This window comes from Rhizobium sp. 11_C7_N12_5 (genome assembly GCF_051811145.1).
Classification (GTDB): domain Bacteria; phylum Pseudomonadota; class Alphaproteobacteria; order Rhizobiales; family Rhizobiaceae; genus Rhizobium; species Rhizobium lusitanum.
This window is the reverse complement of the sequence record NZ_JBPWPY010000001.1, coordinates 3,721,263-3,734,754: the sequence shown is the minus strand read 5'-3', so window position 1 is coordinate 3,734,754 and position 13,492 is coordinate 3,721,263. Positions and strand designations below refer to the sequence as shown.

Below are 13,492 nucleotides of genomic sequence, written 5' to 3'. Positions count from 1 at the left end.
TTTAGCGGCCCTTCAGTAAAATTGACTTACATATGGCGATGCCCGCAGGAGGGGCCTCGCTGATGCTTGTTCGCGTTCTTGTCTTTGCCGGCATCATCGCCGTTGCGGCCACCCAGGTGCCACCGCTCTTGACCGGGATCGCAAACAGAGAAAAGCCCGCGCCGGTGGAAACCGTTTCCGTTCCGCCGCAGAAGGCCGAACCGCCCAGCCTCTATGGCACCGTATTGCTGCACGCCGATGCGAGCGGCCACTATCAGGGCGATTTCAACCTTAACGGCCGACCGGTGCATGGGATGATCGATACCGGTGCAACCTATGTCGCGATCAACGAAAGCACAGCACGCAGCATCGGCTTCAGCAGCGTCGATCTGGACTATCGTTATCCGATGCAAACCGCAAACGGCACTTCCAAGGTAGCTCTCGTCAAGCTCGGGCGCCTGGAGATCGGCGGGATCAGGGTCCGCGATATCGACGCCATCGTGGCGAAGGACAGCGCGTTATCCACGACACTGATCGGTATGAGCTTCCTGAAAAGGCTGAATTCCTATGGTGTCCAGAACAGCACATTGCGCCTGACGCAATAGGGCGGCCAAGCGTTTCGCAGAATCGCTCAACCGCTCCACTCTATTGTTTTGACGTCATATCCTGGTGACGATAACGGGCGGCAAGACAGGCGCAGTCTCAACGATGCGATAGCTGGCAGCCAGATCGGCCGTGGCCTTTTCCGCAGTTACCTCATCGACGGCGTGAACGGTTGCGATGCGGTCGCCTTTGCTGACCCTCGTGCCGAGCGGCAGGATATCGCTGAAGCCAACGCGATGATCGATCTTGTCCTGCGGATGACGTCGTCCGCCGCCCAGATCGATCACGCTCATGCCGATCGCGCGGGCATCGCAGGCGCCGAGCCATCCATCGGAGGAGGCAAGAACGGGCTTTTGCACCGGCGCGGCTGTCAGATACCGATCGGGATTCTCGAGCAGATCGACCGGACCGCCGAGACCATGCACCATGCGGCCGAACACGTCAGCCGCCCTCCCGGAAGCAATGGCGTCTCGCGCCCTGCCCTCCGCCTCGGTGCTGTCCGCAGCAATGCCGGACTGAACCAACATCTCCACAGCGAAGGCCAGCACGATCGTTTCAAGCCGCGTGCCCGCCTTGTTGCCCTTCAGGAAATCCAGGCAGTTGCGAAGCTCCACCACATTGCCGGCGGCATCGGCCAGTGGCTCATTCATATCGGTGATCAGGGCGGAGGTTTTCACGCCGGCGCCGTTGGCGACATCCACCAGCGAGCGCGCCAGTGTCTCCGCCTCCTCCTGCGACGTCATGAAGGCGCCATTGCCGATCTTGACGTCAAGCACCAAGGTTTCCAGCCCCGCCGCCAGTTTCTTCGACAGGATCGAAGCGGTGATCAAGGGTACGGAGTCGACGGTTGCGGTGACATCACGCACCGCATAGAGCTTGCCGTCGGCGGGTGCCAAAGCGCCGGTCTGGCCGATGATGGCGCAGCCCACCTCGTCCACCACCTTGCGGAAGCGCGCCGCATCCGGGGTGATCCCGTAGCCGGGAATGGATTCCAGCTTGTCGAGCGTGCCGCCGGTGTGGCCGAGGCCGCGACCGGAGATCATGGGCACGGCGAGGCCGCATGCGGCGGCAATGGGGGCCAGCATCAGCGAGACGTTGTCGCCGACGCCGCCAGTCGAATGCTTGTCGGCGATCGGCCTGCCGATGACGGACCAGGAGAGCGTATCACCGGAGCGGGCCATGGCGAGCGTCAAGGCCACGGTCTCATCGCGCGTCATTCCGCGAAACCACACGGCCATGGCAAAAGCGCCGATCTGGCTTTCCGCCAGTTCGCCACGCGCCAATGCACCGATGAAATCGTCGATATCGGCAGCCGACAGGGCGGCGCCGTTACGCTTCAGCCGGATGATTTCCTGCGGGATCATGAGTTCAATAGCCTGAGGAGGCCGTCTTCGACTCTCCGCCGGCCAATACGTTCAGGATATCGTCAAGCAGGCTCGACGCACCGAAACGGAAGGTCGATGGCATGGCCCAGTCGGGCGCCATGATGGTCTCGGCAAGGCTCAGGTAAAGCGCCGCGTCGGCGACGGAGCCGATGCCGCCGGCCGGCTTGAAGCCGACCTTGCGGCCGCTGGCGCGGATCGCCCGCAGCATGATGTCAGCCGCTTCGAGCGTCGCATTAACGGCAACCTTGCCGGTTGAGGTCTTGATGAAATCCGAGCCGGCGTCGATGGCGAGTTCGGAGGCGCGCCTGATCAGCGCGGCGTCCTTCAATTCGCCGGTTTCGAGAATGGTCTTCAAGATGACTGGCCCCTTGCACTCGGCCTTGACGGCAGCCACCATGTCGGTGACGGCCTGTTCATTGCCGGCCAGAAATGCGTGATAGGGAATGACCAGATCGATCTCGTCGGCGCCGTCGGCAATGGCTTCGCGGGCCTCGGCTGATACGTCGGCCACCTCCATGTCGCCGGCCGGGAAGTTCACGACAGTCGCGATCTTCACGACATGGTCGGTTCCGAGAATGCTGCGGGCCTGGGCGACGAAGCGCGGCCAGATGCAGATCGCGGCGGTATTGCCATAGGGGGATTGTGCGCGGGCACAGAGCGTCTCGATCTGGGCGGGCGTGCAATCATCCTTGAGATTGGTGAGATCGAGAAGGGAAAGCGCAACGGCCGCCGTTTCTCTGAGGGAATGGCTCGTCATTGGGGATCTCCTCCGTCGGCAATCATTTCTTTCAAGATGGCGGCGAGACGGGCGCCGCCGACCGGAGCCATGTCCTTGGTCTCGTCATGCGAGAGTTCGCCGCCGGTCATGCCAGCACCATAGTTAGTGATGACTGAGGCAGCGGCAACCCTCAGGCCGAAAAGACGTGCCAGAATGACTTCCGGCACGGTCGACATGCCCACGGCATCGGCACCGAGGATGCGCGCCATGCGGATCTCCGCCGGCGTTTCGAAACTCGGTCCGGAAAACCACATATAGACGCCGTGCGACAGCTTGATCTCGGCCTTTTCCGCCGCCTTGCGCATGCGCATGATCAGGTCGGTATCATAGGCGCTGGTCATGCCGACGAAGCGCTTGTCGCTTTCTTCGCCGATCAGCGGGTTCATGCCGGAATAGTTGATGTGATCGGTGATCTGCATCACCGATCCGGGCGCCATCTCCTCCCGCAACGATCCGGCCGAGTTGGTGAGAATCAGCGTCTCGACGCCGAGCGCCTTCAGCGTCTCGATCGGCACGCGCATGGCATTGGCGTCGCCCTTTTCGTAGTAGTGCACGCGGCCGGACAGCATGATAACAGGCACGTCGCCGAGCTGGCCCGCGACCAAAGTACCGGCATGACCGGAAACGGCGCTGACGGGGAAACCGGGCAGATCGGCATAGGGAATGCGCACGGCATCGCCAACCTCATCGACGAGAGAGCCGAGGCCGGAGCCCAAAACGACGCCGTAGCGCGGCTTCAGATCGCCGAGCTTTTCGGTGAGGATTTCGACGGCGGCGCTCATCCCAGCATCTCGGTTTCAAAGCTGAAGGGCAGCATCTCGTCCATGGTCATGGTCTTCTTCACGCCGGCCTCGTCGCAAAGGTAGATGCGTGTCTCCTTGCTGGCGAATTCGGCGATCTTCTGCCGGCAGCCGCCGCAGGGCGGGCAGAGCGGCAGCTTTTCCGCAATCACGGCCATCTCGACGATCTTCTTGGCGCCACCCATGATCATGTGGCTGATCGCTGTGGGTTCAGCGCACCAGCCCTGCGGGAAGGACAGGTTCTCGATATTGGCGCCGGTATAGATCTTGCCGTCCTCGGCGCGGATAGCCGCCCCAACGGGAAATTTCGAATAGGGAGCATGGGCGAAAGCCATCGCCCCGCGGGCAGCCTCGAACAGATCATGCGACATGGACTAGCGCTCCTTGGTATAGGGCACGCCACCGGCCTTGGGAGGCTTGGCGACACCGATAAAGCCTGCGAGCAGGATGCAGGTGAGGATATAGGGCAGCGCCTGGAAAATCTGTACCGGCACTTCGCCGATACCCGGAACCGCCTTGCCCTGCATGAAATTGGCGAAGGCATCGAGGAAGCCGAACAGAAGGCAAGTGAACATGACCGGCACCGGCTTCCACTTGGCGAAGATCAGCGCCGCAAGTGCAATATAGCCCTTGCCCGCCGACATGTTGTTGATGAAGGCGGCGGACTGGGCGATGGCAAGATAGGTGCCGGAGAAGCCGCAGAGAATGCCGGCGACGATCAGCGAACGATAGCGCAGCCACTCGACGGAGATACCGGCCGTATCGACGGCACCCGGATTTTCCCCGACGGCACGCAGCCGCAGGCCGAACCGGGTGCGATAGAGGATCCACCAGGAAATCGGCACGGCGAGGAAGGCGAGATAGGTGAGGATATTGTTGCCGGAAATGACGTTGGCATAAAGCGGCCCAATGAACGGCACGTCACGCATGGCATCGACGCCGGGCAGCGTGATCGAGGCGAAGCGCGCCGAGCCCGGCAGCGTCGGCGTGCGGCCGCCCTGGCCGAACCAGGCCTGTCCGAGCACAATGGTCAAGCCGGCGGTCAGGAAGTTGATGGCGACACCGGAGACGATCTGGTTGCCGCGATTGGTGATCGAAGCGAAGCCATGAAGCAGCCCGAGGACGACCGATATCGCAATGCCGGCGCCAAGCCCGGCCCAGGCCGAACCGGTGACGGAGGCGACACAGGCTGCGGCGAAGGCCGATGCCAGCATCTTGCCTTCGAGGCCGATGTCGAAAATGCCGGCACGCTCGGAAAACAGGCCTGCAAGCGCGGTAAAGATCAGCGGAATCGACAGGCGGATGGTCGAGCCAAGTATGCTGATGAGAAGATCATAATAGTCCATCATCCGATCCTCACGTCCTTGCGAATTTTTGATAGACGCGCGCAAGCGCAGGTCGGAACATATATTCCAGGGCGCCGGCGAACAGGATGACGAGGCCCTGGATCACAACGATCATGTCACGCGTGATGTTCGGCATATCAAAAGAGAGCGCGTCGCCGCCCTGGTAGAGAATACCGAACAGGATCGCCGCCAGAATGATGCCGAACGGATGGTTGCGTCCCATCAACGACACGGCGATACCGACGAAACCGGCGCCGAGCACGAACTCCACCTGCAGGCGCGCGGAGGCTCCCATGACCGGATTAAGTGCCATCATACCGGCGAGACCGCCTGATATCAGCATGGCGATGACGACCGTGCGTGCATAGGGAATGCCGGCATAGACGGCGGCCGTCGGGCTGAGGCCGAGCGTGCGCATTTCATAGCCGAGCTTGGTGCGCCAGACGAGAACCCAGACGAGAAAACACATGACCAGCGCGATGAGAAAGGACACGTTGAGCGGCGCGGCCCCAATGGTCGAGCCGAAGATGCCCATCAGCCAATCGAGCTTCGGAAGTTGGCCGCCCTCGAGAAAGGTGCGGGTTTCCGGTGCCATCTTGCCCGGCACGATCAACACATGCACCAGGATGAAATTCATCATCGCCGAGGCGATGAAGTTGAACATGATGGTGGTGATGACGACGTGGCTGCCGCGCTTGGCTTGCAGCCAGGCGGGAATGAGAGCCCAGAGCGCACCGAAGATGGCCGCGCCGATCACCGCGAAGGGCATCGTCACATACCAGGGCACGTATCTGTCCAGCGCCAGCGCCACCAGGGCGCAACCGAGACCACCGACATAAGCCTGGCCTTCGGAGCCGATGTTGAACAGACCGGCATGGATGGCGACGGCGACGGAAAGGCCTGTGAAGATGAAGCTGGTGGCATAGTACAGAGTAAAGCCGATACCCTCACCGCTGCCGAGAGCACCCTGCAGCAGCAGCACAAGGGCATCGAGCGGGCTCTCGCCGATGAACCAGACCACGAGGCCGGAAATCAGAAAAGCAACGATCAGGTTGAGGATGGGGATCAGGCCGTAATTGATCCAATTTGGAAGTGGAACGGAAGCAGTACTCATCAAGGCCTCATGCCGCAATGCCGGCCATCATCAGGCCGAGCGTTTGTTCACCGGCCTCAGCCGTTTTTTCACCGACGATATGCCCGGCGAACATGACGAGGATGCGGTCCGACAGCGCGCGGATTTCATCCAGCTCCACCGAAACCAGCAGGATCGCCTTGCCGGCATCGCGCATCTCGATGATGCGCCGATGGATGAACTCGATGGCGCCGATGTCGACGCCGCGCGTCGGCTGACCGATCAGCAGCGCTTTCGGATCGCGCTCGATCTCGCGGGCGACAACGATCTTCTGCTGGTTGCCGCCGGAGAAGTTGGCGGTCTTCAGCCGCGCGTTCGGCGGGCGGATATCGTATTTCTCGATCTTCTCGACGGCATCCTTGCGCATGGCTTCGAGATCGAGCATTCCGCCCCGGCCGTATTTGACGTCGCGGTGATAGCCGAGCATCGAGTTCTCGTATTCCTCGAACTTGAGGACGAGGCCCATGTGATGGCGGTCCTCGGGGATATGGGCAAGGCCCAGGTCGCGCAGGGCGGCAGGATCGGCCATGCCGATCGGCTTGCCGTGCAGATGGATCTCGCCTGAGGCCGGCTTGCGGATGCCGGCGATCGCCTCCAGCAATTCGGACTGACCGTTTCCGGCCACGCCGGCGATCCCGACGATTTCTCCCGCACGGACATCGAAGGAGACGTTGTCGACCATGGTGACGCCGCGGCCATCCTTGACCGTCAGATTGCGTACCGACAGCAGGACGTCGCCGGGATTGGAAGCACCCTTCTCGACGCGCAACAACACGCGGCGGCCGACCATCAGCTCCGCGAGTTCCTCCACCGTGGTTTCCGCCGTCTTGCGGGTGGCGACCATCTCGCCGCGGCGCATCACCGATACCGTGTCGGTGATCGCCATGATCTCGCGCAGTTTGTGGGTGATCAGGATGATCGTCTTGCCCTGATCGCGCAGCACGCGGAGAATACGGAACAGATTGTCTGCCTCGGCTGGCGTCAGAACGCCTGTGGGCTCATCGAGGATGAGGATCTCGGCGCCGCGAAACATTGCCTTCAGGATCTCGACGCGCTGCTGCTGGCCGACGGGAAGCTCCTCGATCAATGTGTCTGGATCGACCTCCAGGCCGTAATCCTTCTCCAGCCGGCCAAGCTCAGCGCGCGCGGCTGCGACGCCCTTGGCGAGCAACGCGCCGCCTTCGGCACCCAGCATCACGTTTTCGAGCACGGTGAAATTATCGACCAGCATGAAATGCTGGTGCACCATGCCGATGCCGGCGGCGATTGCCGCCTGGCTATCACGGATGGCGATGGGATTGCCGTTGATGCGGATCTCGCCGCTGTCGGCGTGATAGAATCCGTAGATGATCGACATGAGCGTCGATTTCCCGGCACCGTTTTCGCCGATGATCCCGTGAATCGAGCCTTTGGCGACGGTCAGGTTGATATCTTTATTGGCGTGGACAGCACCGAATTTTTTGTCGATGCCCACGAGCTCGATGGCAGGTGTTTGGCTCACTATAGGGGGCTCCAGAAACCAGATTCCGGATAAGAAAAGGGCGTATGACGTTTTGATCCGTCATACGCCCTTGTTTCATATCAGCTCTTCGGGCAGGCGTTGTCGGTCGTATAGTCGTGGACCTTGACGGTGCCGCCGATGATATCGGCCTTTGCCTTGTCGACCGCAGCCTTGATTTCCGGCGTCACGAGCGGCTTGTTGTTGTCGTCCATGGCGACGCCGACGCCCTCTTCCTTCAGGCCGAGCTCCTGCGTGCCGGGCGTGAACTTGCCGTTCTTGGCATCGCTGAACGCGTTGTAGACGGCGAGGTCGACGCGCTTGACGACGGAGGTCAGAACGGAGCCCGGATGCAGGTAGTTCTGGTTGCTGTCGACGCCGATCGACAGCTTCTTGTTGTCGGCGGCCGTCTGCAGCACGCCGAGGCCGGTCGCGCCGGCAGCCGCATAAACAACGTCGGCGCCCTGGTCGATCTGGTTCTTGGTGAGTTCGCCGCCACGAACCGGGTCATTCCAGGCAGCGCCCGTCGTGCCGGTCATGTTCTGGAATACTTCGATCTTCGGGTTGGCGGCGCGTGCGCCCTGCTCGTAGCCACACTCGAACTTGCGGATCAGCGGGATGTCCATGCCGCCGACGAAGCCGACCTTGCCGCTCTTCGAAGACAGCGCAGCCATGACGCCGGCGAGATAGGAGCCTTCGTTTTCCTTGAACTTGACGGAGCGGACGTTCGGCAGATCAAGACTGTCGTCGATCAGCACGAATTCGGTCTTCGGATATTCAGCAGCAACCTTCTGGAGAGCAGAGGTCCACGCGAAAGAAACGGCGATGACCGGATTGAAGCCCTTGCTGGCAAAGTTGCGCAGCGCCTGTTCGCCCTGGGTGTCGCCCGTCGGCTCGAAGTCGCGATAGGCGATGCCGGTTTCCTTCTTGAACTTTTCAGCGCCATTGTAGGCAGCTTCGTTGAAGGACTTGTCGAACTTGCCGCCAGTTCCGTAGACGATTGCCGGCTTGATATCGGCCGCAAGCGCCGTTGCCGACATGGCAGCCAAGGCGAAAAGGGTCAGAAGGGATTTTTTCATGAGTTGCAGCCCTGTTGTTGCTATCTTTGTTGGGTCCTCCCGCAAGCCCGTTGGCCGGACATGTCTGCGGAACCGCCGGCCTCCCCCGAGGCCAAGCTGGCGCATCCTTGCATGGCTGCACGAAAAATTCACGAGAAATTTTTCAGTTGGTAAAGATTTGTGGGAATTGCCAAAAACCCGTCCAAAGGGGCCGATTTTTGAACAATTTCGCTCTCAAACTGCGATTTTATTAGCCAGCGAGGCGGTCGTCGAACGTCCGGCAGCCGTTGGTTTGGCGCTTCGCATTCACCTTGCAAGACCGCCCGAGGGCGTCCCCGTCGCTGCCAAACTCCCCAAAATGGCACAGGTCCCGACGGCTCTTGCATAGCGCTTCAGACACTGAAGCGACCGGCAACCGGCGGCCGCTTGTAGGCGACCATCCAAAGGAGCAGCGCGAGCACCAGGAAAACGGCAAAGGCCGGCTGGAACAGCAACCATTGCATCGCCAGATCATAGAATTGCGGATGGACATAATAGGAGATCATCGAGCGGATCGTCGCCAGCGACGATGGGCTGACATCGTTCCAGGCATCGCCCATCGGGGTCATCACCACAGCCGATGCCGCGACCGACTGGATGGAATCGATGGTGCCGGCGATAACAGCAACCACCAGCGCGACAAGGCTGGCGAAACGCAGCAGGAAACGCATGAACCCCTCCGGATACTCAATTATCCTCGGCCATACACGTTTGGCCGGTCGCGTTCTTTTTCCGTCCTCATCTTTAGATAGGTTGAGAATGGCACAAACGCAATGGAGGAGAAGTGTGTAGTTTTTTGTCCAGAAGTCAAAAAACTGTCAGATTCAGGTTGATCCCAGAAAATTCATCGGTATATATCGCGCCGTTCCCACGATAGCTCCTTTATCGGACGCGAAGTGCAGATGGACAGGTGGCCGAGTGGTTTAAGGCGCACGCCTGGAACGCGTGTGTACGTGAAAGCGTACCGTGGGTTCGAATCCCACCTTGTCCGCCATTTTCTTTATTAAACCACTGATTTTGCATATCATTCGCCCTTCGTTTGTCCAACTTTTTGCTTTGGTTGGACAGATTTCGTTCTGGTTTTCGTCCCACCGATGGCCTTGAGGCCTTTCTCTGCAAGCGCAGCCTGATTCGCTGCGGCGGTGTAGACGGACACTTGTTTGAGATTGGTGTGGCCGGTAACCGCCTTAATCACGTCGCCGCTCATGCCACCCTCCGCCATCCGGCGAGCCGCAGCTTTGCGTAGGCCATGAGCAGAACAATGAGTAAGATCGGCCTCGTTGCATCGGTCACGAAACCAATTGCCGAAGCCCGCAGCCGTAAATGGTTTTCCGAATTCCGTGGTGAGGAAAGTTGGCTTATCGCGCGGGAGCGTGCGAATAGCGTCCGTCAGAGCAGGAAGCATATAAAGATCAAGCTCAACGTCAGTCTTGATTTGCTTAACCTGAATGTACTTCCCCTTGAGCTTTTCCCATCCCATCACGACCACGTCGCTGCGGCGCTGCGCTGTGTAGAGCAGAAGAATGAGAGCTAAGCGCGCCTTGCTCCCTGCCGGGTGCCGTTCCTCATAGGCGGCAATTTCCACTTCGGTCCAGGTATGAAATCCCTTTGTCTTCTTTTTAAAGCCTTTAATGCCCTGAGCCGGGTTGGCGGCGATCCAGCGATTATCAAGCGCGTGATCGAGCAGAATCTTGAGCAGTGAGAGAAGACGATTTCCCGCCTGCGGGCGGTCCGCCATGCTACCGATGATCGCTTTCAAGTGGTCGCGACGAAGATCGCGCATAACGCGTTTGCCGTGCTGCTCGCGGAACTTCTCGATGATACGGCGATAGGTCTGTTTAGTACTGTCGCGAAGGCCTTGAAACTCCGGCGAACGGTAATAGGAAACCGCCAAGGCATCAAAGGTTCCGGCTTTCGTACGGCTGGCACCGATGTTTGCGCGCCACTCCGTAACACCCGCCAGTGCTTCCCCATAGGCCTTCTCAAACTCGGAACCGGAAGGCGGGTACGGGAGATAGGTATCTACCCCCTTTGCACGGAAGCGGATACGCCGCTTCTTATGCCGGTCAATGACTAGCGAGCAGTGCTTTGGCAGACCGTTGCGGCGCTTTCCCTTCATTTCAATACAACATCCCAAGAGTTTTCGGAAACCGCGCGTGCCTGCTCCGCAAACGATGCGAGAGCTTCAATGCGGCCATCGGGATGAATGGTGATTTTTGCGTTTTCAAAGCCAGCTTCGAGAGCGGCCTTGAAGAGGCGCTTCGCATCGTTCTGCCGAATTTTTGAAGATTGAACCATTCTTTTTTCCTCGTTGATGGGGCGGGCGGCTCCGTCGTTTGAGCCGCCCGCAGCGCCGCTTACTTCACGCCGGGATTGAAGTAGGCCGCACGCCATTCGAAGACGCCGCAACCGAAGTCGAGGATGCAGCGGAAGGACGTGCCGAGCACATCCCAGCCTTCCTTGCTTTCGAGCTGCGGGCCCTCGAAATCTTGCAGGTAGCCATGCATGAGGGCCGGGCGGGTGGTCGGATCGGCAAAGAGATACCAGCCAGGACCCTCGAAGCGATTTTCCACCATCACGCGGAGCTTGCCGGCGAAGGGGTTCGCCTCGGATTGATTTGTGGCATTGATCTGTGTGACGATCTTTTCCGCCTCTGTTTCCTTTTCAGGACCAACAAGCAGGACAGCCGGGACAACGCCCGCCGTGCCCGTGCCATTCACGTTCTTGTGGAGACGCATGGCCTTGCGAGCGTCGGAGAGCGCGTCGATAGTGATTGCGGAACCGGCGCTTGCGAGATTATTACGGCTCGCATGGAACAGGGGCAGATCGTCGGAGAGCGTCATGCCCTTGTGGTCGTTAGCTGTCAGCAGGCTTGCGAATAGATCGCCTTCCGTTTCCGCCGCCGACTGCGCGAACGCACCAAGGAAATCGATGAAAGCGCCGAGATCGTCATTTACCAGCGCGTTGCGGCTGATGTTGAACAGGCGGGCATAAGTCTCGACCTTGAGGCCACGGCTATCCTCGTTCAGCGAGCCGGCAGTGATTTCGCCACTTTCAAGAACCTTTTTCAGCTTCGGAGCTTCGCCCGGACGAATGAAGCTCTGTTGACGGAAATCGCGGGCATTGCGCTTGGTGGACAGTGCCTTGAGCGGGCTGGTCAGCGGCTCATAACGCTGCAAAAGGGCGCGATTACCTGCTGCTTGCAACAGCATCGGGAAATCAGAGGTGGTGTGTATCCCACGACCGGAGAAGCCACCGATCGACCGACCCGAGATCAGGGTATCCGCGATGCGGACATCATCCATGCCGCGTGTCGAGACGCCGCGCTCTTCCAACCAGTGGCGACCGATTTCCACAGTGGAGCGACCTGCCAGCGGATTGGTCTGCATCGAAGGCTTAGCACCGAGACGGGCTGCAAGCGCATCGATCACCGCAGTCTCAGCCTCATTCGCGCGGTGGCCTTGGCCGGAAAACTGATCGAGACTCATGCGCGAATCGACAGAGGTCGAAAGATCACGTTCAGCCAGGCGCTCAAAGAGGGAGGCGCGAAGGACATCAATCGACCCGTTGCTGCGGGACATGATCTTATCAAAGTCGCCATCAGAAATGCCGCTGCGAGCGGCATAGTTGCGCATTTCGATGATGGAGCGCATGCCATCTACCGAAAACGAACGCTGACCAGCATTTTCATGGCCGTCATCGTCGTGCTCGTGGCCGGCTTCGATATCGTCTTCCAGAATTTCATTATGCACACGCTGCACGGAGCTGCGTGTTGTTGCGGGCTTCTTAGCCATTTTGATTTTTCCTCGAATGGTAGCGTTGGGGTCAGCCGGAACCGAGACAAGAGAAAGCTCCATTGGCTCCCAACGGGTTACAGTCACGAGCGGCGCGCCATCGCGCGACGTGGATTCTTCTATTTTATGGATGCGATAGCCGACGCTGACCTTGTGCAACATGCCATCACGAACGAGCGCAAAGGCAGCATCGCCACGCTCATTGTTGGCAAAGGCGATCTTCACGAGGAGGTTTCGACCTTCGAAACGGCTCTCGACAACCTGCCCCAAGATTGAAAGGACGCTGAAGCTGTTGTGGCTGTCGATAACGGGAAGCCCCTGCAAGCGATCCGCAATGACTGCTGTCTTCGCGCAACGGAGAACCTCGTCACCGAAAGCGCGGCGAACCGGCGTTTCCGTTGCCGCGACTGCCCAAACCGTGCGGTCCTCGGCATTCAGCGTCTCGGAGCGGAAACCACCGACGCGGCGCAGCTCGCTGTCAACTTTGGTCTTGCGCAGAGCGTTCGACATTTTAGCCCTCGTCGGTTTCGCGCAGCGTCTTGAGGACACGGCGAGCGATGGCGCTGATGTTGACCGAAAGAATGGCCTCTGCCGGCTCCTTGGTTAGCGGGTCGGTTGCCTCGAAGGCGGTCGCAACGTGCGCCTTCCACTGGTCAAACTTCAGGAACAGCACGCTACCCCATCCAGCGCCGTCCTCAGAAGCGCCGTTGCCATCGACAAGGCAGAAGATGCAATCCGGTTCGTCAGCATCGAAGAAAGCGGTACTGATCGCGCTCTTTACAGCTTCAGCGCCGGTAACGAGATTGAACGCCTGCGGCAGATCGATGCCGAAGCGATTGAGGTAGAGCGCCATGCTCATCATGCAGGCTTCATACACATCGTAGCGGCGGCGCGAGCGCGGATTATCCTCGCCGCCTTCGATGACCGTTCCGAAGTTGCAGATGCCACGGTCGCGCCACATGCGGATTGTGCCGGGACCAACGCCAATAGCCTCGGCCACAGCGCCGGCAAAATAAATCGTCTTGAACTTTTCCATTGAATCACCTCGTTTGGTTACGATTGTGACTATAAAGCACGAAG

14 protein-coding genes and 1 tRNA gene are annotated in these 13,492 nt (G+C 59.8%); 2 read left to right on the top strand and 13 right to left on the bottom strand.

Annotated elements, in window-relative coordinates; all coding sequences use genetic code 11:
• Positions 1-62 precede the first annotated feature (62 nt).
• Positions 63-584: a TIGR02281 family clan AA aspartic protease gene (locus AB8B29_RS18265; protein ID WP_047560084.1), complete on the top strand. Its 522-nt coding sequence runs from the start codon at positions 63-65 to the stop codon at positions 582-584.
• Positions 585-638: 54 nt separating this feature from the next.
• Here the strand turns inward: AB8B29_RS18265 and deoA are convergent, their stop codons facing one another.
• The 9 genes from deoA to AB8B29_RS18220 form a co-directional block, all read right to left on the bottom strand.
• On the bottom strand, positions 639-1,946 hold the full coding sequence (gene deoA / locus AB8B29_RS18260) for a thymidine phosphorylase (protein WP_092575970.1): 1,308 nt from the start codon (positions 1,944-1,946) through the stop codon (positions 639-641).
• Positions 1,947-1,950: 4 nt separating this feature from the next.
• On the bottom strand, positions 1,951-2,724 hold the full coding sequence (gene deoC, locus AB8B29_RS18255; protein ID WP_037200384.1) for a deoxyribose-phosphate aldolase: 774 nt from the start codon (positions 2,722-2,724) through the stop codon (positions 1,951-1,953).
• Complete coding sequence (locus AB8B29_RS18250; RefSeq protein ID WP_047640316.1) at positions 2,721-3,527, bottom strand: purine-nucleoside phosphorylase; 807 nt, start codon at positions 3,525-3,527, stop codon at positions 2,721-2,723. The genes deoC and AB8B29_RS18250 overlap by 4 nt, the downstream gene beginning before the upstream one ends.
• Positions 3,524-3,916, bottom strand: coding sequence for a cytidine deaminase (locus AB8B29_RS18245; protein WP_037200381.1), 393 nt, complete (start codon positions 3,914-3,916; stop codon positions 3,524-3,526). The genes AB8B29_RS18250 and AB8B29_RS18245 overlap by 4 nt, the downstream gene beginning before the upstream one ends.
• Positions 3,917-3,919: 3 nt before the next feature.
• Positions 3,920-4,891 carry an ABC transporter permease gene (locus tag AB8B29_RS18240; protein ID WP_037200398.1) on the bottom strand — a complete coding sequence of 324 codons (972 nt, stop codon included), beginning with the start codon at positions 4,889-4,891 and terminating at the stop codon, positions 3,920-3,922.
• Between the two features lie 10 nt (positions 4,892-4,901).
• The gene (locus AB8B29_RS18235; protein WP_047640317.1) at positions 4,902-6,005 is read right to left on the bottom strand and encodes an ABC transporter permease; all 1,104 of its coding nucleotides are present in this window, start codon (positions 6,003-6,005) and stop codon (positions 4,902-4,904) included.
• Between the two features lie 7 nt (positions 6,006-6,012).
• Positions 6,013-7,524, bottom strand: a complete 1,512-nt coding sequence (locus AB8B29_RS18230) for an ABC transporter ATP-binding protein (protein WP_037200378.1) — start codon at positions 7,522-7,524, stop codon at positions 6,013-6,015.
• Positions 7,525-7,604: 80 nt separating this feature from the next.
• Positions 7,605-8,600 (bottom strand): BMP family lipoprotein, encoded by a 996-nt coding sequence (locus AB8B29_RS18225; RefSeq protein ID WP_037200377.1) that lies wholly within the window; start codon positions 8,598-8,600, stop codon positions 7,605-7,607.
• A gap of 371 nt (positions 8,601-8,971) precedes the next feature.
• A complete protein-coding gene (locus AB8B29_RS18220) occupies positions 8,972-9,289 on the bottom strand; it encodes a hypothetical protein (RefSeq protein WP_047640318.1) in 318 nt (105 codons plus the stop codon).
• 233 nt (positions 9,290-9,522) lie between these two features.
• On the opposite strand from AB8B29_RS18220, the gene AB8B29_RS18215 reads away from it, so the two are divergent.
• Positions 9,523-9,612 (top strand) — tRNA-Ser (locus tag AB8B29_RS18215).
• Positions 9,613-9,642: 30 nt separating this feature from the next.
• On the opposite strand, the gene AB8B29_RS18210 is transcribed toward AB8B29_RS18215, so the two are convergent.
• Genes AB8B29_RS18210 through AB8B29_RS18195 form a run of 4 tightly spaced genes read right to left on the bottom strand, consistent with a single transcriptional unit; the run spans position 9,643 to position 13,448 of the window.
• Positions 9,643-10,737, bottom strand: a complete 1,095-nt coding sequence (locus AB8B29_RS18210; RefSeq protein WP_439006647.1) for a tyrosine-type recombinase/integrase — start codon at positions 10,735-10,737, stop codon at positions 9,643-9,645.
• On the bottom strand, positions 10,734-10,916 hold the full coding sequence (locus AB8B29_RS18205) for a hypothetical protein (RefSeq protein ID WP_162732625.1): 183 nt from the start codon (positions 10,914-10,916) through the stop codon (positions 10,734-10,736). Before AB8B29_RS18205 ends, AB8B29_RS18210 begins: the two co-directional genes overlap by 4 nt.
• Before the next feature lie 59 nt (positions 10,917-10,975).
• Positions 10,976-12,922 carry a prohead protease/major capsid protein fusion protein gene (locus AB8B29_RS18200; RefSeq protein ID WP_439006646.1) on the bottom strand — a complete coding sequence of 649 codons (1,947 nt, stop codon included), beginning with the start codon at positions 12,920-12,922 and terminating at the stop codon, positions 10,976-10,978.
• 1 nt (position 12,923) lies between these two features.
• A complete protein-coding gene (locus AB8B29_RS18195; RefSeq protein ID WP_439006645.1) occupies positions 12,924-13,448 on the bottom strand; it encodes a hypothetical protein in 525 nt (174 codons plus the stop codon).
• Positions 13,449-13,492 lie beyond the last annotated feature (44 nt).

Coding starts and splice junctions, on each gene's coding strand:
- AB8B29_RS18250 (WP_047640316.1), bottom strand. CDS start 3,527: ATGAGCGCCGCCGTCGAAATCCTCACCGAAAAGCTCGGCGATCTGAAG.
- AB8B29_RS18225 (WP_037200377.1), bottom strand. CDS start 8,600: ATGAAAAAATCCCTTCTGACCCTTTTCGCCTTGGCTGCCATGTCGGCA.
- AB8B29_RS18200 (WP_439006646.1), bottom strand. CDS start 12,922: ATGTCGAACGCTCTGCGCAAGACCAAAGTTGACAGCGAGCTGCGCCGC.
- AB8B29_RS18240 (WP_037200398.1), bottom strand. CDS start 4,891: ATGGACTATTATGATCTTCTCATCAGCATACTTGGCTCGACCATCCGC.
- deoA (WP_092575970.1), bottom strand. CDS start 1,946: ATGATCCCGCAGGAAATCATCCGGCTGAAGCGTAACGGCGCCGCCCTG.
- deoC (WP_037200384.1), bottom strand. CDS start 2,724: ATGACGAGCCATTCCCTCAGAGAAACGGCGGCCGTTGCGCTTTCCCTT.
- AB8B29_RS18235 (WP_047640317.1), bottom strand. CDS start 6,005: ATGAGTACTGCTTCCGTTCCACTTCCAAATTGGATCAATTACGGCCTG.
- AB8B29_RS18210 (WP_439006647.1), bottom strand. CDS start 10,737: ATGAAGGGAAAGCGCCGCAACGGTCTGCCAAAGCACTGCTCGCTAGTC.
- AB8B29_RS18205 (WP_162732625.1), bottom strand. CDS start 10,916: ATGGTTCAATCTTCAAAAATTCGGCAGAACGATGCGAAGCGCCTCTTC.
- AB8B29_RS18195 (WP_439006645.1), bottom strand. CDS start 13,448: ATGGAAAAGTTCAAGACGATTTATTTTGCCGGCGCTGTGGCCGAGGCT.
- AB8B29_RS18220 (WP_047640318.1), bottom strand. CDS start 9,289: ATGCGTTTCCTGCTGCGTTTCGCCAGCCTTGTCGCGCTGGTGGTTGCT.
- AB8B29_RS18245 (WP_037200381.1), bottom strand. CDS start 3,916: ATGTCGCATGATCTGTTCGAGGCTGCCCGCGGGGCGATGGCTTTCGCC.
- AB8B29_RS18265 (WP_047560084.1), top strand. CDS start 63: ATGCTTGTTCGCGTTCTTGTCTTTGCCGGCATCATCGCCGTTGCGGCC.